The organism is Polaribacter sp. Asnod6-C07, from assembly GCF_045063625.1.
GTDB lineage: Bacteria > Bacteroidota > Bacteroidia > Flavobacteriales > Flavobacteriaceae > Polaribacter > Polaribacter vadi_A.
In genome coordinates this window covers 3732486-3753313 of sequence record NZ_JBEFOF010000005.1, presented here as the reverse complement: position 1 = coordinate 3753313, position 20828 = coordinate 3732486, and the positions used below count along the sequence as shown (strand labels likewise).

16 protein-coding genes are annotated in these 20828 nt (G+C 27.0%); 15 read left to right on the top strand and 1 reads right to left on the bottom strand.

The window, feature by feature from the left end:
* Positions 1 to 323: 323 nt before the first annotated feature.
* Entirely contained in the window at positions 324 to 509 is a 186-nt protein-coding gene (locus ACJJVK_RS16335) for a hypothetical protein (RefSeq protein ID WP_405567987.1), read from the top strand.
* A 637-nt stretch (positions 510 to 1146) separates the two neighbouring features.
* On the opposite strand, the gene ACJJVK_RS16330 is transcribed toward ACJJVK_RS16335, so the two are convergent.
* On the bottom strand, positions 1147 to 1566 hold the full coding sequence (locus tag ACJJVK_RS16330) for a prepilin-type N-terminal cleavage/methylation domain-containing protein (protein WP_405567984.1): 420 nt from the start codon (positions 1564 to 1566) through the stop codon (positions 1147 to 1149).
* A 131-nt stretch (positions 1567 to 1697) separates the two neighbouring features.
* On the opposite strand from ACJJVK_RS16330, the gene ACJJVK_RS16325 reads away from it, so the two are divergent.
* The 14 genes from ACJJVK_RS16325 to ACJJVK_RS16260 all read left to right on the top strand — a co-directional run bounded on the left by ACJJVK_RS16325 (position 1698) and on the right by ACJJVK_RS16260 (position 20789).
* Positions 1698 to 2009: a hypothetical protein gene (locus ACJJVK_RS16325; RefSeq protein ID WP_405567982.1), complete on the top strand. Its 312-nt coding sequence runs from the start codon at positions 1698 to 1700 to the stop codon at positions 2007 to 2009.
* Positions 2010 to 2048: 39 nt separating this feature from the next.
* Positions 2049 to 4130: a hypothetical protein gene (locus ACJJVK_RS16320; protein WP_405567980.1), complete on the top strand. Its 2082-nt coding sequence runs from the start codon at positions 2049 to 2051 to the stop codon at positions 4128 to 4130.
* Between the two features lies 1 nt (position 4131).
* Positions 4132 to 5304, top strand: a complete 1173-nt coding sequence (locus ACJJVK_RS16315; protein WP_405567978.1) for a hypothetical protein — start codon at positions 4132 to 4134, stop codon at positions 5302 to 5304.
* A complete protein-coding gene (locus ACJJVK_RS16310; RefSeq protein WP_405567976.1) occupies positions 5297 to 5821 on the top strand; it encodes a hypothetical protein in 525 nt (174 codons plus the stop codon). Before ACJJVK_RS16315 ends, ACJJVK_RS16310 begins: the two co-directional genes overlap by 8 nt.
* Positions 5822 to 5828: 7 nt before the next feature.
* Positions 5829 to 6311: a prepilin peptidase gene (locus ACJJVK_RS16305; RefSeq protein ID WP_405567974.1), complete on the top strand. Its 483-nt coding sequence runs from the start codon at positions 5829 to 5831 to the stop codon at positions 6309 to 6311.
* Positions 6311 to 7723, top strand: a complete 1413-nt coding sequence (locus ACJJVK_RS16300; protein ID WP_405567971.1) for a GspE/PulE family protein — start codon at positions 6311 to 6313, stop codon at positions 7721 to 7723. Before ACJJVK_RS16305 ends, ACJJVK_RS16300 begins: the two co-directional genes overlap by 1 nt.
* Positions 7724 to 7735: 12 nt before the next feature.
* The gene (locus ACJJVK_RS16295) at positions 7736 to 8194 is read left to right on the top strand and encodes a hypothetical protein (protein WP_405567968.1); all 459 of its coding nucleotides are present in this window, start codon (positions 7736 to 7738) and stop codon (positions 8192 to 8194) included.
* Complete coding sequence (locus ACJJVK_RS16290; RefSeq protein ID WP_405567965.1) at positions 8194 to 9474, top strand: hypothetical protein; 1281 nt, start codon at positions 8194 to 8196, stop codon at positions 9472 to 9474. Before ACJJVK_RS16295 ends, ACJJVK_RS16290 begins: the two co-directional genes overlap by 1 nt.
* Before the next feature lie 20 nt (positions 9475 to 9494).
* The gene (locus ACJJVK_RS16285) at positions 9495 to 9824 is read left to right on the top strand and encodes a hypothetical protein (protein WP_405567963.1); all 330 of its coding nucleotides are present in this window, start codon (positions 9495 to 9497) and stop codon (positions 9822 to 9824) included.
* Complete coding sequence (locus ACJJVK_RS16280) at positions 9814 to 10299, top strand: type II secretion system protein J (RefSeq protein WP_405567961.1); 486 nt, start codon at positions 9814 to 9816, stop codon at positions 10297 to 10299. Before ACJJVK_RS16285 ends, ACJJVK_RS16280 begins: the two co-directional genes overlap by 11 nt.
* A 17-nt stretch (positions 10300 to 10316) precedes the next feature.
* Positions 10317 to 11444 (top strand): type II secretion system F family protein, encoded by a 1128-nt coding sequence (locus ACJJVK_RS16275; protein ID WP_405567958.1) that lies wholly within the window; start codon positions 10317 to 10319, stop codon positions 11442 to 11444.
* 326 nt (positions 11445 to 11770) lie between these two features.
* Positions 11771 to 14911, top strand: coding sequence for a hypothetical protein (locus tag ACJJVK_RS16270; protein ID WP_405567956.1), 3141 nt, complete (start codon positions 11771 to 11773; stop codon positions 14909 to 14911).
* Between the two features lie 143 nt (positions 14912 to 15054).
* The gene (locus ACJJVK_RS16265; protein WP_405567955.1) at positions 15055 to 16542 is read left to right on the top strand and encodes a tetratricopeptide repeat protein; all 1488 of its coding nucleotides are present in this window, start codon (positions 15055 to 15057) and stop codon (positions 16540 to 16542) included.
* Between the two features lie 2 nt (positions 16543 to 16544).
* Positions 16545 to 20789, top strand: coding sequence for a DUF6443 domain-containing protein (locus tag ACJJVK_RS16260; protein ID WP_405567953.1), 4245 nt, complete (start codon positions 16545 to 16547; stop codon positions 20787 to 20789).
* Positions 20790 to 20828: the final 39 nt, after the last annotated feature.

Genomic DNA, 20828 nt, shown 5'->3' with positions numbered 1-20828 from the left:
TTTTTTTTGTAATTAGAATTTTACCCAATTTATTAAATTGTATAACCTTATTTATAAATTTATTTAGTTCTAGATATTTTTTAGATTAATTATATTTTGTTTTATAAATGTCTATTTAGTTTAATTATAGGAGTTTAAAGAAAAATAAAATTAACAAAACTAACTTTATTTTTAGCTGAATCTACTTTAACAACTCATGGAGTTGTTGCTCAGTTAAATTAAATGAAGAAGGTCTTGTCAAACAGAATTTATAAAAAGTGGATCTAGGTCAGAAAAAAAAGTTGGTAAAGGTGTTAGGGATTAGCAGTAGATCCAAAAAAAATATGCTTAAAACTAAAGTTGATGATAATATTACTTGGTATAAAATAGTTTTAATATCAGGCTCAAATTGTTTGTTACCTTACTATGATAGAGATATTTGGTATGATAAAATATTAATTGAAAACGATAATTCATTTTATTTTAAGATGATTTTTTCTAGTATTGGAAAAGTAAAAAAAAACAATTAAATCTAAATTTAATTTCTGATGTTTTTTTACTGCTAATTAAAAAAGTATTAGATCTAAAACAACACAATATTGTAATACTGTGTTTGATTGTATTGCATTTTTGTATTAGATAAAAAAATAGATTTTTGGCTCAGAATAATTCAATTTCATAGGTAAATCGTGTACTCGATTGTGTACTCTTTGTAAAAGTAAGAAAAAGGAAGGCATAAAAAAACGAATTGTGATACACAATTCGTTGATTTAATTAGCTTTAAGCTTGTAGCGAAAACGGGATTTGAACCCGTGACCTCAGGGTTATGAATTTAAAATAAACCCATTTTAAAAACCCAGTTTAAGCTTTATTTTGATAAAATCGTGTACTAAATCGTGTACTCTGATTAATGATAAATTTCTTTTCAAATATAATAATCTAATTGTTTGAAGAGCAATTTTTTATATAATAAAATTTTATTTTATAAAAAAAAACTTAAATATTATTGATATTCAACCTTAAAATAAATGACTTTTAGTGCAAGATTTAGTATAATTAGTTTTTTTGTTTTAGCACTTTCTTAAAAAGAGATAATTAGTAGCAGAGATAGCTGAGCACATTTTTCAAAAACTTAACAATTGCATTTTTAGTTTATATAGAATTAATTTAATCTTTAATTACCTCTTTCAAATTCTTGTTCTCATCAATCTCCCAAACGTTTAAAATGCCATCACCATCAAAATCAGTAACAGCTATTGCTTTTGCTTTAAAAGAATTATTTGTGGCTTCTATAATTTCATATTCATAATTAGCAGTTCCACCTTCTTTAACAGTTTTATTAGGCAGGTAATCTATATCATTAAAATTATTTGTATATTTTGAATGCATAAAAAAATAATTCTTTTCAAAAGAGTAAATAGTAGATAAATTAGTTTGCGCTTCAAGAGCTTTAGCTTTTGAAACTATTGGCATTAAATTGGGTAAAGCAATTAAAATCAGAATGCCAATAATAACCAAAACCACTAGGAGTTCTTGCATATTAAAAGCATCTATTTTCTTTGATAATAGCTTTTTCTTTTTTTTCATCGTTCAGCAATTTAGAAAATTCACACTTCCAAAAGTATTAAAATAATAATAATTTATTACATTTATATTTTAAATAACTATAGAAAAGAATGAAAAAGAGATTGCTATTTATAAGTATATTGTGTCTTTTTATGAATTGTGAAGCAATTTTTGTGGAAGACATATCATCTGAAACTGTTATTTTGATAGCACCTTCAGAAAATTCAGATGTAATTTCTGGTAATATTCAATTTAATTGGCAAGAGGTTCCTGAAGCTAATGAGTATCAAATTCAAATTGCAACACCAAATTTTGATAATGCAGTCCAAATTATACTAGATTCAACTCAAGTAAAGACCTATTTAGTAAAAGATTTAGAAATAGGAGATTATGAATGGCGAGTAAAAGCATATAACTCAGGATATTCTACAAATTATGCCTCAAACAACTTAAAAGTTAAATAAACCCCCAAATTTAAAGTGATAAAAAAATCAGCACTAATATTGTTTTTTCTTATTTTCATTAACCATACTAATTTTGGTCAAGAAAAAAGAAATAGAATTAACGAAATAGAAATCAAATTAGATAGTTTATCCAATTCAATTTCTGGGCTTTCAAAAAAAGTAGATTTTAATTTAAATGATACTGAACTTCCTGTTTTTATTAGAGCAATTGCTAGAGAGCATAAATTAAATGTTAGTATTGCATCTAACCTAAATCAATTTAGAATTACGCAAAATTTCTCCAATGCAACTGTAAAAAATGTGTTCTTGTACCTTTGTAATGAATTTGATTTAACAATTAAATCTTTAGGCACTATTTTGAACATAAAAAGGTACGTTAAACCATATAAAGCAAGAGATATTAAGGCTGTATATGACAAAGACAAAGATTTGTTTTCTATTGATTTACAAAACGATTCTCTTTATACTGCCTTTAAAGAAATAACCAATATTACAGGAAAAAACTTATCCTATGCTCTTGAAATTGAAAATCAAAAACTAACTTCTTATATTAAAGAGATGCCACTAGAAAGTGCAATAGATAAAATTGCATTTGCTAATAATTTATCAGTTACAAAAACCAAAGATAATTTTTACTTATTTGAAAGAGCTTTAGCACCTAATCAAAAAGGAATTACTGATAATAGAAGACAGAAACCTGCTAGATATAAAGATGCTAACTTTTACTTTAAAGTACAAGACACTGTTAAACAAATTATAGATGTAGATTTTGAAAATATAGAAATTGCTTCCATCATAAAAGATATTGGTTATGATCTTAGTATTAATATGTTTACAACCAGTCCATTTACAAATGCAGGAAATGCAACTGTAAAAGCCAATAATATTACGTTTGATGTATTGTTGACTAAAATTTTAGAAAATACAAATTTTAGTTTTAAAAAGATGAATGATATCTACTATTTTGGAGACAATAAAGAAGTTTCTTTAACAAGCACTGTTATCATTCCATTACTACATCGTTCAATAGAAATTATGAATACTCCTATTCAGAGTAATAGTAATTCTAGCTTAGCAAATAATTCCCTAGGAATAAATGGTCTGAATGGAAATCAAAGTTATTATAATACTTCAAACTTTAATCAAAATAATCAAAACTACAGTAATAACCTAAATAATCGAAATTCAATAAACAACAATAGAAGTACTTTTCAAGATTATTCAAATAAATCTGATGCTATTTTAGATTTGGTTCCAAAAAAAATAACAGAAGGTTTAGAAATTACGACAGATGTTGAGCAAAATTCTTTTTTAGTAAATGGTAATGCACAGAAAATAGAAGCTTTTAAAGCCTTTTTAAAAACTATTGATAAACCTGTTCCTGTAATTTTAATAGAAGTGATGATTATTGAAGTTAGTAATTCAAGTTCAGTAACTACAGGTTTAGATTTAGGAATTGGAGATTCACCCACAACAGATCAAGGAACTGTATTCCCTTCTACTGACTTAACAATAGGAGCTGCAAGTATTAATAAAATTATAGGAGGTTTTAATAATTTTGGAGCTTTAAATGTAGGAAAAGTAGTTCCTAATTTTTATGCTAGAATTCAAGCATTAGAAACAAATGGAAATTTAAAAATAAGATCGACACCCAAACTTTCAACATTAAATGGGCATCAAGCCACCTTATCAAGAGGAGAACGTTCGTATTATGCAGTTACCCAAACTAATACAATCGGAACACAAAATCCGGTTATTACAGATGTTAAAAATTATTATCCTATTGATGCAGATTTATCAATTGGAATTCGTCCACTAGTATCTGGGGATGGAAACATTACTTTAAATATTAATGTATTACAATCTGATTTTAATGGTGTACAAATTGATTCAGAAGCTCCTCCAGGAATGAATTCTAGAGAATTTACTTCTACAATTAGAGTAAAAGATAAAGATATCGTAATATTAGGTGGAATTGAAGAATCTTCGCGAAATAATTCAGGTTCAGGTGTTCCTTTTCTTGCGAGAATACCAATAATTAAATATTTATTTAGTAAAAGAACAAGAACTGCACAAAAAAGTAAACTTTCAGTGCTTATAAAACCAACAATCATTTATTAAAATGATAGGAAAGTTTATAAAATATGGAAATAAATATACAGCGGTTGAACACGCAGAAAACAATTCTTTTTCAATATTACAGCTTGTTCAAAAGAAAAAAGAACTTCAAATTTTTCAAAGAAAAATAGTTCATAAACAAGAAGATGTTATTAATGTTCTAAAAGATCAAAAACATATTTTTTTGATTTTAAACGATGAACAAGTATTAGCTAAAAGAGTTGAGTTTACAGATGTTGATAAAAAAAAGATAGTTAAAACTGCTTTTCCAAATATTATTTTAAACGATTTTTATTTCGAATTATATACAGATGATATTTATTCTTTTGTAGCTATTGCAAGAAAAGAGACAATAGATGTCATCCTAAACTTATACTTGAAAGCAGGGATTTTTGTGATTGATTTTTCAATTGGCAATTTAGCCATTCAACATCTTTTGAGATTTCAGAAAAATAAAATATTAACCACTTCAAATGCAAATATTTATTTAGAAAATAATAAAATTGTAATAATAGAAAAACAAGAAGTTGCAACAATAGACTACAACATAAATGATATAGAAGTATCTAATATAGAACTATTATCTTTAGCTGGTATTATAGCCTATTATACTGAAAATACCACAAGTTCAATTCAGGGTATATTAGCTGAAAGTTATAAGCAAAAACGTTTTTTTGATATTGGTTTAAAAGCAGGGTTGGGCTTTTTATTGCTAATATTACTAGTTAATTTCTTTGCATTTACAAATTATAGAGATCAAGTAGGCAATCTTTCTGCAGAGCTACAAATTAGTCAAACTTATAAAAGTCAACTCAATACATTACAAAAAAAAGTTACACAAAAAAAACAGCTTATACAGGGAATACAATCAGGAGCTAACATTTCAATTTCTAAATATTTTGATGAATTGGGAATTTCTCTTCCAGAATCAAGTATGTTAACACAAATCTATTTTCAACCTAAAGAGGGAATTCAAAAAGATGATAAACCCTACAACTTTAAAAAGAATATAATTATTGTAAAAGGTGAATCTAAGAATGATGAAGCATTTTCTAATTGGATTTCTTTTTTAGAACAAAAATCTTGGATCAAAGAAGTTTTAATTATGGAGTATGGAAGAGGAAAAAATAAAAATATGACTTCTAGTTTTGAATTTATAATAAAAACGAATGACTGATAAACAAAAAAATACTGCTTTGGTTATTGGTTTTTTGATACTGTTATTTATTTCTTATCAATTCTCTATCAAAAATACTTTTGTATTAAAAAAACGTGTTAATGAATTGAAAAAAGAAAAGGAATTACTGTCTAATGCAAATCAACGTATTCTCAATTTACAGCAAGAAAACAGATATTTAGATTCTATTTTAGCAAAAAAAGAAATATCAATAGAAAATTCTTTTCAGCAAACATTGTTACAAAAATTAAATACTTTTAAAAAATCTATTCCTTTAAGTATTATTTCATTTAATGAACCTCATACTATAGAACAGAATAACACTATTGTAAAAACTTATTCTTTTGAAATCAAAGGAACTTTTAGCTCATTATTAAAACTTTTAAATACATTAGAAAGACAACAATTGGGACAATTGATTTCTCTTGATTTTGAAAAAAAGAAAAATTACAGAAAAAATAAAGAAGAATTGATAGGAAAATTCTTTATTCAAAAATTAACACAGAAGAATAAGTAACTAGTTTATGAAATTAATATTAGAAATTTTATTGATGATTATTTTAGGAATACTTTTTTATCAAGATATAAAAGAAAGAAGAGTATCTTTATGGTTATTAATTTTTGGACTGTTATTAGGTGGAACAATTAATTTTATATCGCTATCAAATATTTCTTTTGTGATAAACAGTTTAATAAATCTTATTTTTATAGCACTTGTATTTTGCTTTCTATGGGGGTACGCAAAATTGAAAATGAAAAAGCAAATTTTTGAAGTTTTTGGAAGAGGAGATTTATTATTTTTTATAGTATTAGCAGTTAGTTTACCTATTTTATCTTTTTTGATGGTGTTTATTTTTTCTATAATATTTGCTTTGATTGTATTTCTAATTTTGAAATCAAAATTAAAAGAAGATACAGTGCCTTTAGCAGGATTACAGAGTCTTTTTTTTTTACTTGTATTAATGGTAAATAAATTTATGAATGTAGTTAATATTTATGAAGTGTAATGGAAATACAACAATATGAAATATCAACTATTTTAACACAGCTTATATCTAGTGATCAGGCTTATCACTATCGTATCATCCCTATTGAAGAAGTTGATAATTTATGGATATTTAAAACAGATTCAGTTCAAAAAGAGATCCTGTCTCAAGAATTAGCAATTGTCTTTGGTAAAGAAATTAAATTGGAGATTGTTGATAGTGATAAAATTCAACGTTATTTAGAAATCAACTATCGTAAAAGAGAGAGAATAAGTCAACAAAAATCTTTGCATTATTCAGAAGATTTTTTAATGAATATTATATACGAAGCAAAAGAGATTGGGAGTAGTGATATACATTTTGAAATTTTTGAAAAACAAGCACGTGTGCGATTACGAATTGATGGAAAACTCATAGAACGTTATGTAATTTCTTTGGATGAATATCCGAAAATCATCAATAGGATTAAAATAATGTCAAGTTTAGATATTTCTGAAAAACGTTTACCTCAAGATGGAAGAATAAACTTAAGAACGTCACAAGAAGATTTTGATATACGTGTTTCTTCATTGCCAACTTTATATGGAGAAAAATTAGTATTACGAATCTTATCAAAAAATAATATACTTTTTTCATTAGATAATTTGGGTTTTACAGATGAAGAGATTAAAACATATATAACTGCTGTTCAAAAACCAAGTGGTATTATATTAATATCTGGGCCTACAGGTTCGGGTAAAACTACGACTTTGTACGCTACGTTAAAATTATTAAATAGCAATGATGCTAATATTTTAACCATAGAAGATCCTATTGAGTATACTTTAGAAGGAGTAAATCAAGTGCAATTAAAACAAAATATAGGATTAGATTTCGCAAGTACTTTAAGAACTTTTTTAAGACAAGATCCAGATATTATTATGGTGGGTGAGATAAGGGATGTAGATACTGCAAATATGGCAATAAGAGCTTCTTTAACTGGTCATTTAGTATTGTCGACTATACATACTAATTCAGCTTGGGCAACTGTATCTCGTTTAATAGATATGGGTATACCTTCTTTTTTAATTGCGAGTACTTTAAATGTGAGTGTAGCTCAACGATTGGTAAGGAAACTCTGCAATAATTGTAAACGATCTCAGGCTGATGTAAATCTTAACTTAGATGCTGTTCAAGAACTTTCAAAAATAGATTTTCATTACGAAGCAGTTGGCTGTCCTAGTTGTTATCAAACAGGTTATCAAGGAAGGAAGGCAGTTTATGAGATTATTCCAATAACAGAAGAGTTGGTAAAAAGTATTGAAAATAAAAATGTAGAAATTTATGATTATTTAAAAAAGAATAATATTGCTACTTTAAAATCAAATATGATAGCATTGGTGAAACAAGGAATTACTTCTATTGAAGAAGTGTATCCTTTTTTAATTTCATAAAAAAAAATAATAATGAAAAAAAAACAAAAAACATATATATTACTACTTGCTGTTTTAGGAATTTGGGGAACAATAGGGTATCAAATTTATAATAGAATGAATCCAAGTGTACCAGAGTTAAAAGTTCTACTAGCTCAAAATAGCTTTCAAAAAATACCTTCAGTTACATCTTCTATGTATGAACTTCAAGCAGAATATAGAGATCCTTTTTTGGGGAGTTTTCCTAAAAAGAAAAATATCCTAGTCAAAAATAAAACCAAGCAAGAACAGTCAAAAAAAACATTTCCAGAAGTGATTTATAATGGATTAATTCAAGGTGAAAGGAAGACATCTTATATCTTAACCATTAATGGAAGTCAAGAATTTTTAAAAAAAGGTGAAACATTTCAAAAGGTAAAATTAATTAAGGCGAATAAAGAAGAAGCTGTAGTCAGATTTTTAAACGAAACCAAGATCATTTTAAAACAATAATGCAGTTCACAAAAAAAATAAAAGGAGGAGCATTACAATATGTTTTGGTGATTTCAATCATCATTGCTATTATTATTTTTGCTTTTATTTCATTAGTGTATTTGCAACAAAAAATGATAATAAAGCATAGTTTTACAAAAGAAGCTATAACTAATACAATTATGCCTTTTTCTTATTTAAAACAAAAAGAGATAAGTTATAATGAAGAAATTACGCTAAACTTATCTGATACAAAATTTTCAAATACCACATTTATAAAAAAGCATTGGGGTATTTTTGATATCGGAATTGCTACTTCAAAAGTAAAAAATGAATATTTTCATAAGATTGCAATTTTAGGTTCTCAAAATAAAAAAAGAGATGCATTATATTTAAAAGAAAACAATTCATCTTTAGTACTAGTAGGAAAAACAAAAATTACGGGAAATGCATATTTACCAAAACTAGGGGTTAAATCAGGAAATATTGCAGGAGAATCTTATTATGGGAATCAACTTATTTATGGATATAAAAAACAAAGTGATAGTCAATTACCTCAAATTCAAAATATTCAGTATTTAAAAAACTTTGTAAAAAATTACGCTCAAGAAGATTTTGTAACCTTTGAATTAGTTAACGGTTTAAAATTGCATCAATCATTTAACGATAAAGGTTTATTATATGAAGATGATGCACCAATACTAATTTCTAACATTTGGTTAAGTGGCCATATATTAATTGTCTCACAAAAGAAAATTACGGTAACTTCAACTGCAAAATTAGAAGATGTAATATTAATAGCTCCAGAAATTATTGTAGAAGGTAAAACAACAGGAAGTTTTCAAGCTATTGCTACTAAGAAAATAGAAATAAACTCAAATTCAAATTTACTCTATCCGTCTGCATTGGTTCTTTTAAATAAATCAAATGCGAATTATGGGATAACTTCTCAAAATCAAAAATCAACAAATGAAGAATTTTCAATTGTTTTAAATGAAAATACAGATGTTAGAGGTTTGGTAGTCTATCATTCAGAAAATCTTCAAAGCAATTATGATGCTCAAATTAAAATTGAAGAAAATGCAAAAGTAGTGGGGGAGGTATATTGTTCTAAAAATGTTCAGTTTCAAGGAGAAGTATTTGGATCAATTTATACGAATAATTTTATCATCAAAAAATCGGGAGATATTTATGTAAATCATATTTATAATGGAGAAATTAATGCAAACATAATTCCACATGAGTTTGCAGGGTTACAAATTAATCAATCATCAAATCAACTGGCGAAATGGGTAGATTAAAAAAGAAAATCTCCTTATCATTGAAAGCGTCCTCATTAACAGAAATTATTGTAGCAACTTCTATTTTATTAATTGTTTTTGCAATAGCCATAGTTACTTTAAATAATTTGATGGTTAGTAGTATTCAAAAAGATACACAAAATCTAGATGTGAAAATTGAGAAATTAATATACCAATATCAAAATAAACAGCTAGAAATTCCGCTTTCTTATCAGGAAGGTGGATATTCTATTCAGATTAAAAATGTTATTCTGAATGATATAAAATGTATTGAATTCTCTATTCAAGATATTAATAAGGGTAAAAGTAAAGTCAAAAGAATTATAACTAATATTTACAATGAAAGATAAAAAACTTAAAGCCTTTACATTGGCAGAAATGCTGGTAGTTTTAGTCTTAGCTAGTATAATTATTGCTATGGGTTTTTTGGTGTTAAATATGGTGAAAAGTCAAGTAATATCTATTCAAAATAATTATCAAAAAAAACAAGAAGTTCAATTTTTTGAAGCTACTTTAACAAGAGATTTTAATGCTAGAAACGCTTTCTATAATAAAGATAATAATCATTTGATACTCAAAAACACAAAAGACAGTGTTTTGTATGTTTTTAAAGATTACTTAATTATTAGAAATAGAGATACTTTTAAAATTGAAGTTACTAATAAAAAGTTTTTTTTAAATGGGAAAATTGTTAAAGAAAATACCATTGATGCTATTGAAATGAATCTATCAGAAAACTATGGAGAAAAATTCCTCTTTATGCATAAAGTAAAAGATGCTTCTTACTATATTAATCATAAAAAACTATTGGACACTGTTTATTGAAAAACTGAAGAAGGTTTATGGCATTTCAACTAAAAAACATAGAAAAGCAAAAAAAGAAAAATTCCTCTTTTGATATTGATAAAATATTAAAAAAGGAAATTGCTTTTGGTAATTCTTTTCCTAATAAAAAGAAGGAAGGATTTTACACTGAGTTGTATGTTTTATTAAATACTGGTTTAACTTTGAAAGATGCTTTAGTTTTAATTGCAGAAGAACAAAAAAAAGATAATGATAAAAGGCTTATTAATGGAATAGTTACAGATTTGATTAGTGGTAAAAATCTTTCAGATGCTATTGAAAAGCAAAAAGAATTCTCAACATACGAATACCATTCTTTAAAGATAGGGGAACAAACAGGAGCTTTGCAAAAAGTAGCCAAGGAACTAGGTGTGTTTTATAAACGTAAAAATGAACAACGCAGAATTATTATAAGTGCATTGTCTTACCCGATTGTTGTTTTATTAACAGCTTTTTTAGCTATTTTGTTTATGTTGCAATTTGTAGTACCAATGTTTGCAGATATTTTTAAACAAAACAAAGTAGAGCTGCCTTGGATAACCAAAAAAATTATGATAACCTCTGATGTTTTTCAAGAGTATTGGTGGATGGTTTTCCCATTAATAATTTCACTAATTGTGATCAGAAAATTAGTAAACAAAAAACAATGGTATCAAAAATACACATCTAAGTTTTTATTAAAATTACCATTAATAGGAGAGTTTGTACGAAAAGTTAAGATAGCTCAATTTACCCAAGCCATTACTTTATTAACTGGGGCAAAAGTAACCTTGTTAAATGGGATTCAGCTCACAAAAAAAATGATAGACTTTTATCCTTTAGAAAATGCTTTAGAAAAAGTGGAATATGACATTCTCCAAGGAAAGAGCCTGCATCAAAGTATGATTAAATATAAAATTTTTGATAAAAAGATGGTTTCTCTAATAAAAGTTGCTGATGAAACCAATCAAAATGAAACTATTTTTCATAGGTTGACTGACCAATACAATGAAGAAATAGAGTACAGATCTAAAATGATTTCTGCTACTATAGAACCATTTATCATTTTAATATTAGGTGTAATTGTGGCTACAATTTTAATTGCAATGTATTTACCGATGTTTAAATTAAGTACAGTAATTTCTTGAATTTTTCAGCGCTTATTTTTCTATAGCTGACTTAAATCATATTATTTTTTTTTAAAAGAATATCAATATCTTAAATTCAAATAAACAATAACTCACTGGTAATCAAGTTTTTTTTTTTCTGGATCTCCCCATTTATGGGGAGATACCTCCCCATAAATGGGGAGATCTAAATTTCCCCATTTATGGGGAAAAAAATAAGAAAATTTATTTGTATTTTTAATCGAGTTTCAAATAATTAGTTATTTGATAGAATTACAGATAACAGTTAACTTCTTTAAAAAAAAACTTATATTTAAGTAGTGGCTGTACATAAATAAAAAAAAACTATGAGAAAACTATTTTTTTTGTGTTACATAACTATGTTATGTAGTAAGCTTTTATATGCTCAAGAAGATTATTATGGCAAAAACCTAAGTTCTAGTTTATATACTGCCTCACAGGTTATTGGAAATTCAGCCCCTCAGCCTCCTGACGTTGCAGCGTTTCAAAAAGTGAACTTTGTACCTGTAAGTAACTACACAGGTAGAGTAAATGTCGGGATTCCGATTTATACTATTAATTCAGGCTTAATGAGTGTTCCCATTTCATTATCTTACAATACATCTGGCGTAAAGGTTAATGATATGGCTTCTTCTGTTGGTTTAAATTGGAGTCTAAATGCGGGAGGTATGATTTCTAAATTAACAAAAGGAATGGATGATTTTTATCCAATATATGTTAAAAACGGTTCAGCTCAACCTGGTGGATGGTTGAGTTATACTGATGGAGTTAATTACGCAACTTCAATAAATCAATATCAAGATGCCGAACCAGATATATTTACTGTTAACGCACCAGGAATTTCAACTAAATATATATTCAAAGATTCTTACGCTCAAAATATACATGGTGTTACTTACGCTATTAATAGGTTACCTGTTCCTGTTGAATTAGAGCACAAAGGAAATAAGATAGATATAACATATAAACCTCATCCTCCATCCTCATCTGTTGGTGTAACGTCAACTTTTGGTGTAAAAGGTTTTGATAATACAGAAATTACCTCTATTTCTGGAGTCAAATATAGTTTTGGTTCAGAAGAAACTTCTAGATCTAATTTAGCATTTAAAGGAAAATATACAACTTTTTCAGGATACAGAGAAACTGTATCAAATTATAAATTAGATAAAATGTTTGATCCAAGTTCAAATCAAACAATCGATTTTGAATATGAAGAATATGTCGTGAATTTTTATGACGAAACTAAACAATCTGGAGGTACTTATAATGGTGGATCTGAAATAGTTTTTAGAAACAATGGTAATTCAACTACTACCTATCCAAAATTACATCGTCTAAAAAAAATTATTTATGAAAAAGGAGAGGTTGAATTTATTTATGGATTTAACAGGTTAGATAATCCAGATGAAAAGGCTCTTACAGAAATAAAGGTAAAAGATATTAAAGGTAATGTTATAAAACATATTAAGCTATCATATGATTATTTTCAATCAAATATAAATACTAATAGTGCACAAAGTAAACGTTTACGTTTAGACAAAGTATATGAAGTGGATCAGAATTTGAATGAATTACCTGGGCATACATTTACATATGAAAATACTTATCAAATGCCTCCAAGAGGGTCTTATGCACACGATTTTTTAGGGTACAATAATGGGTCATATAATTTATCCATATCAAACCCAATTCCAAAATTATATTTATATTATCATAATTCTCCTTTTACAAAATACATAAGACTTACTCCTTTTTACGATGTTAATTATATTAATGTTACAGGTAATTTTTCCTTGGAAGCAGATGTAAATTATGCTAAAACATATACACTAAAAAAAATTACGTTTCCTTCAGGAGGATATAATGAATATGAATACGAATTGAATACTTTTTATTATTTAAGTAAGGTTCGACAAGGGGGAGGTTTAAGAATAAAAACTCAAAAACTATATGATGATAAAGGTAATACTCAAATTTTAGATTATACTTATGGTAGTGGTTATATAGTTAATTTTCCTATTTATGGACTTTTTAAAGGTGATTTACCCATTAACGGAGCAAATTCTATTACTCAAACAGGTATTGGATTAACTACATTTCTTTCTCCACAATCTCAAGTTGAATTTACCCAAGGAGCATTCGTTGGTTATAGCAATGTAATAGTTAAAAATAGACTCAACAATGGATATAAAAAGTTTTATTATACAAATCCAGGATTATCTGCTTATAAAAATTTAGAAGCTTCAATTACTATCCCATCTTCTGCTGCTGATGCTGAAAGTCTAAATTGGAAAGCAATTAGAACACCTTCATTATTTCTTGATAGAGATTTTCTAAGAGGTAAAATTACTAATGAATATGTTTATACCAAAGATGGTGATTTAAGGGCTGAAACAAAATATATATATACTCAGAAAGAGTTCTCTTCAATAAAACTTAGATATTTGAATAAGTCATCATTCGACCCAAATGATGGATGTTACAGTAATTCTTGGACTGGATATAATATGAATTATCACAATGGAAAATGTGGGGGGTATTGGGAAGAAATAGACTTACCCGTAGCAAGAGATTTATTAACTACAGTTGTTACAAGAGACTACCCTGTTGGAAATATAATTGAAGGAACTCAAGGAGAAAGTGTTAATATTCCATATACATTTAGAACAAATAAAAATTATGTATATGATGAAATACTTCCTTTACTTATAAAAGAAACAAAAAGAGTTTCAAGTTGTAGCGAAGAATCTAATCAAGGAAATACTCAAGACTGTACTGCACTTAGTTCTGATTATGATGATCGAGTTTCTAAAGAAATTACTTACCCTATAAAATTTATTGGTCAAACATCTACTATAAGTGCAATGCCATTGGCTACTGAATTAATTGCACAAAACAGATTATCAACACCATTAAAAGTAGATTTTAAGAATAAAGATGGGGATATTATTGCTTCTGAAAATCACATATACAAGAATTTTGATTATAACATTATAGCTTTAGAAAATATAGATTTTGTTTCAAGGGATGATAATATTACAAAGTCAGATAGAATAACTAAAAGAGGGGCTAATGGAAGGGTTTTAGAATATCAAAGGAAGGATGGTGTTTTTGTATCCAGAATTTTTGGATATGAAAAATTAGATTATTTAGTAGCAGAGGTAGTAAACTCTACGCATTCAGATGTTCTTTATACTTTGCGAAACAATATACAAACATCTTATAATCAATCTACTATGAGTAATGATGTTCAGATTAGGCAAATAATGGACGAATTAAGATTAGCTTTGCCAAATACACGAATAACTTCTTACACATATAATTATTTAGTGGGTATAAATAGTGTAACAGATCCTAGAGGCAAAACAGTTTATTACCATTATGATAGTTTTAATCGTTTAAAATATATAAAAGATTCAGAAGAGAATGTTTTAAACGAAAACAAATATCATTATAAAAATAATTAATTGTTTAATTGAAAAAAAAATCATAAATTTGAAAGTATAAACAGGAGAAGTAGCTTATTAAGAGCAATTCTATTTTTTAGAGCATTAATCAGGGTTTGAATCCCGACTTCTCCTTTTTTTCTTTCTTCATGAATTACTTAACTATGAAGAATAATAGAAGAAATTTTTTAAAACTCACCTCCTTAAGTATTTTAGCAACAACAATTCCAGCACCCTTTTTTGCTTTAAATACTCCTTTAAAGACTAATAACTATTCAAATTTTATTGAAGCTCGAGAATTAGCAAAAAAAGCCAAACAATATTTCTTTAAAAAAGAATATTTAAAATCTGAAAGTTTTTACAGAAAATGTATAGAATTAGTACCTACTCGATTAAGTTATTATGATAATTTAAAAGCGGTTTATGGAGCTCAAGGAAAATATATTGATTCTTTAGAACTTTTTAAAAAAGGAATAGCTTTCAATCCACAAAACTTAGCTTTTCATGACAGGATGGCTCGCAGTTTGATGCAATTGGAAATTGGAAATAAAAAAATGGCAGTTCAATACAAAAATGGATCTACAAAATCTTTATTAATAGAAGCTAAAAAAATATATAAAGATGCTTTAGAAATTAGTCCCAATCAAAAATATTTAACTGTTGGATTACAAAAAGTACAGAAAAAATTAAGGGAACAAAATCAAGGGGTAGATTATCGTTTAGATAAGACTTATAAAGCAAAGAAAAAAAAGAATATTGTAAAACACAAAAAAAGGTTTAATCAATATTCAATTCAAGAGCTAGAAAATCAATTGTTAAAATTAGATGCTAAAAAAAGAAACAAATTATTTTTAACAAAGGATATCGAAAATAGACAAGTTACCTCTTTGCGAGAAAAGATTTTAATTTTAACTTTATTAGAGAAAAAATATAGAAAAAGTGGAGACGTTTCTTCTGCTATGAATACAGCATTGGTTTGGTATACCCTTGCTCCAAGAGATTCACAAGTTGTAAAAAAACTAATTCGTTTATATTTAAAATCAAAAAACTACCAAGGACTCATTGATTTTAGAAGACGGCAAGTCCAAAACAATCCAAATGTGTGGAGCTATTTAGGGTTGATAAAAGCCATTCAAATTGGCCATAAGAAAGGATTAAATGTTTCTCTAGCAGAAGTAACTTCAATTTGTAATGATCTATTAAGTAAAAAATGGAGAGTTACAGGATCATTAAGAATAACAATATTAGATAATAAAGCTAAAAGTTTACTAAAACAGAAAAAACAGAATAAAGCAAAATTAATTTATGAAGAAATTCTTAAAAACGAGACTTTAAAGTCTATAGGATTATTAAATAGAATTATTAATGGATATGCCATTTCTCTTCTTAAAAAAAATGAACTAACATCTTCTGAAACTATTTTAAAATCTATTCTTGAACACGACCAAGATACTAGCTCTGATTTAATTCCAGATTTTATAGCAAACAAAATTTATTTAGCTAAAAAAAGCTCTAAGAAACAATTAATTCCATTGCATTATACTTTATATAGAGTTTATAAACAACAAGGATTACCTGATAAACAAAAACTTGTTTTAAATCAATTGCTTGCAATAGATTCTGAAAATAAATTTGCAAAAAAAAGAAGTTAATCATGAAAAAGAAAAAAATATTTTTATTTGTAGTAATTATTAACTTATTTACTATAAATTCTATAATTTCTCAATCTAAATATGGAAAAGTTGCTATTTCAGAAGTTTATTTTGACTCCTATATGGTAGAAGATCAGAGCTATGCCAATCATCATGCAGGGGAATTTATAGAATTGTATAATAGTTCTACAGAGGACATAGATATTTCTGGATGGAAAATAGAAGACAATGTAGGCTCATTTACCATACCTAATAATACAATCATAAGTTCAGGAGGTTTTAAAGTTATTACATACACAGCAACAAAATCACTTTTTATACAGCTTTTTCCAGAAGCCTCAGGTTATGAGCAAGATATTATCTTACAAAGTGATTTTATACTCAATAACAATATTGAGAAAATTCATTTAAAAAATACAAATGATGAATTAATATCTGATGCCTCTTATTACCCTGTAGGTTGGAAACATAGACAGAATTTAGAAATTGACTTGGATAATTTGCTTAATCAACATAATTTTGAGCCTATTTATGGCTATCGACGCTTAGATAATAAAGAGAACTTATCACATACAGGAGCAATTCCTGCAAGTCATAAAACAGGAATAAGATTAGCCAGTTATGATGCTTTTTATAAAAATGGAAATAATAGTCTTTTTCAAAATGGAGAAGCTAAACCTTTTGATATACATATTTATGTTCCTTTACTACCTAAACAAGACATACCTGATTTAGAAGATATTCCTATTTCTCTTTCTGATGAAAATTATATACATACAACAACTTACCAGGTTGCTAAAAAAGAAAATCAATTATCAAATGTAAGTTCAGCAGATAAAATTCAAAATGTTACCTATTTTGATGGTCTTGGTAGACCTATACAAAAAATTGCTATACAGCAGTCAACATCTCGAAGAGATATTATTACTCATATAGAATACGATGATTTAGGTAGGCAACCAAAAAACTATCTTCCTTTTTCATTTCGAACTAATGATGGTAAGTTTATAAATAATGCTTTAACTGAAACAAATCAATTTTACGATCAACCTAAATATCAAAATACAACTAACCCCTATAGCGAAACTTTCTTTGATGGTTCTCCTTTAAATTTACCAGTAGAAGTTTCTGCTCCAGGGAATGATTGGAAACAAGGAATTACGAATGAGCATACCATTAAAAATGAGTATAGACTAATAGAAAATACAGATCAAGTTTATAATTTACAAGTTTCTTTTAATTCTAATGGTACACCTTCATTAGTCAATAAAGGCTATTTTGAAGTGGAAGGACAAACTCAAGGAGTTTTTAAAGCCCCTACTTTGTATAAATTTATAACAAAAAATGAAAATTGGAAAGCTTCTGATGTAGATGATAACACAACACATACTTTCAAGGATTATAGAGGAAGAGTAATATTAAAAAGAACTTTTGATAATAATAACAGGCATGACACCTATTATGTTTATGATGTATACGGAAACTTATCTTATGTAATTCCGCCAAAAGTTACTATTATTAATGTTGTTAACAATTCTATAAGTACAACTGAGTTATCAGAACTATGTTATCAATATAAATACGATACTAAAAACAGGTTAATTGAGAAAAAGATTCCAGGAAAAGGATGGGAATATATAGTATATGATAAATTAGATAGACCAGTACTTACTCAAGATGCCAAATTAGACTCTCAAAACAGATGGTTATTTACCAAATATGATATGTTTGGTAGGGTTGCTTATACAGGATACACTAGCAATAGTTTTAGTAGGGCAACTATGCAAGTAAATATAGATAATGGTAATTATGCTCTTTTTGAAAATAATAATGATTCTTTTTCAAATTCAGGTACAACTGTTTATTATTCAAAAGCAGTAATACCAATACAAGTAGATGAAGTATATACTATAAATTATTATGATACTTACATAAACTTACCTTCTGGCTTGTTAAATACAATAACAACAACTTACGGAGTAACTTCGACAACAAATACTAAAAACTTAGCTACAGTTAGCAAAGAACGAGTGTTAGATAAAAATAACTGGATTACAACAGTAACTTATTACGATGAAAAGGCACGACCAATTTATATATACTCATTTAACGATTATTTAAATACAATAGATATTGTAGAGAGTAAACTAGATGATTTTACAGGAAGAGCTTTAGAAACAAAAACAACACATAAAAAAACAGGAAAATTAGATGTAGTTACCCAAAATTATTTCAGTTACGATCATCTTGGTAGAATGATCACCCAAAAACAAAAAATTAATTCTCAATTGGAAGAATTGATTGTAAAGAATAAATACGATGAACTTGGTGCTTTAGAAGGCAAAGATGTTGGTAATACAGAAGCAACACCCTTACAAAAGGTAGATTATAAATATAACGTTAGAGGCTGGCTTACAGATATTAATGATATAAATACAATTGGAAACGATTTATTTACTTTTAAAGTAAATTATAATAACAAAGATATATCAACAACAACAGATTACACTTCATTGTATAATGGAAATATTAGTGAAACCATTTGGAGAACTAAGAGCGATTATAAAAAAAGAGCTTATCAATATAAATATGACAATTTAAGTAGAATAATAGGGGCTAATTACAGAGAAAATGATAATTTACTTTCTGGAAGCGGTAAGTTTGAAACCTCTTATGATTATGACAAGAATGGTAATTTAAACAATTTAATACGTAATGGAAGTACTAGCAGTGCAATAGATGATTTAAGCTACGAATATAGCACCTCGTCTAACAAATTAATTGCATTAGAAGATGCTTCTAATAATTATACAGAAGGTGTACAATCTTCTTTTACAAATTATACTTATGACCCCCATAATGGTAACTTAATCAAAGATACAGGTAAAGGAATTACCAATATTGAATATAACTTTTTAAATTTACCAACCAGAGTACATTTTGGTAGTAGTAATAGAATTGAATATCTTTATACAGCTTCTGGCTCCAAAATAGAAAAGAAAGTGTTAAATGGAGGTAGTACTACAACCAATTATGCGAATGGGTATATTTATGAAAACAATGTACTTAAGCATTTTAGCCATCCAGAAGGATATATAGAAGTTAATGGGAGTTCTTTTACCTATATATACCAGTACACAGATCATTTAGGTAACATACGCTTAAATTATACCAATACAGGTAATAAAACAGTATTAAATTTACAAATTAAAGAGGAAAACAATTATTATCCCTTTGGTATGAAAATGCTTGGATTTAATACCAATATAATTGGTGTTAAAGATAATTATAAATACAATGGTAAAGAATACCAAGATGAAGAAATTAATGGCAAAAAATTAGATTGGTATGATTATGGGGCAAGAAACTATGATGCTGCTTTAGGGAGGTTTTTTAATGTGGATCCATTGGCAAATAGCACAATGCAAATAGATAAATCACCTTATGCTTATACTTGGAACAACCCTATAAACCTTACTGACCCAAACGGTATGCATCCTGACTGGGAAGATGGTACAGATAATTTTGGAATGAGAACTATAGTTGGAGGTGGATTAAGTTTAGGTAAAAACGGATTTCGTTATTCTTACCAAGCTACAAGTGATAATTCTAGTACACATATGGCCAGATATGAAGATGGTTCAATGAAAGTGATCTCTGAAAAAGAATATAAAAACTTTATTAAAAATGGAATCGAAATTGAAAATCAAGATGATTTTGCTTTTGGCGTTTTTAAAACTATTACTAATAGAATAAATACTTACTTTAAAGCAAACGCCTATAATCAAGCACTTCTAGATGTAGTTGGTGCTAATTGGGAAGAGTATAAAAGTAAAAGAATTAGAAATAACAACGCAATAAATTTAGAGGATATACAAAAAAAAGTTAAAGGTTTCATGGGAGTTTTTGGAGTTAGTTCAGGAATTGATTTTTGGGGTACTATAGAATTTGATGAAAAAAATGAATTAAAAAATGCATCTTATAAAAATTTCGAATTTCAAACTATTATAATTTATAACGCAAATAAAGGCATTATACCTGCTTTAGATAGTAAAATACCATATTACGAAAATAAGCCGAATGTTTGGACATTTCATCCAGGACCTGCTTATTTTTCTAGAAATAAATATGCTATTAATTTTTTGGGCTTAAGCATTAATTTTAAAAGTCATGAGTCTAGACAAAAATATTTAAATTATTACGAAAATTTAAGATCAGAATATGTTAAAAAATTTAGGAAAAAATAAAAAAACATTATACTTTTTATCAATTATACTTTTAGTAAC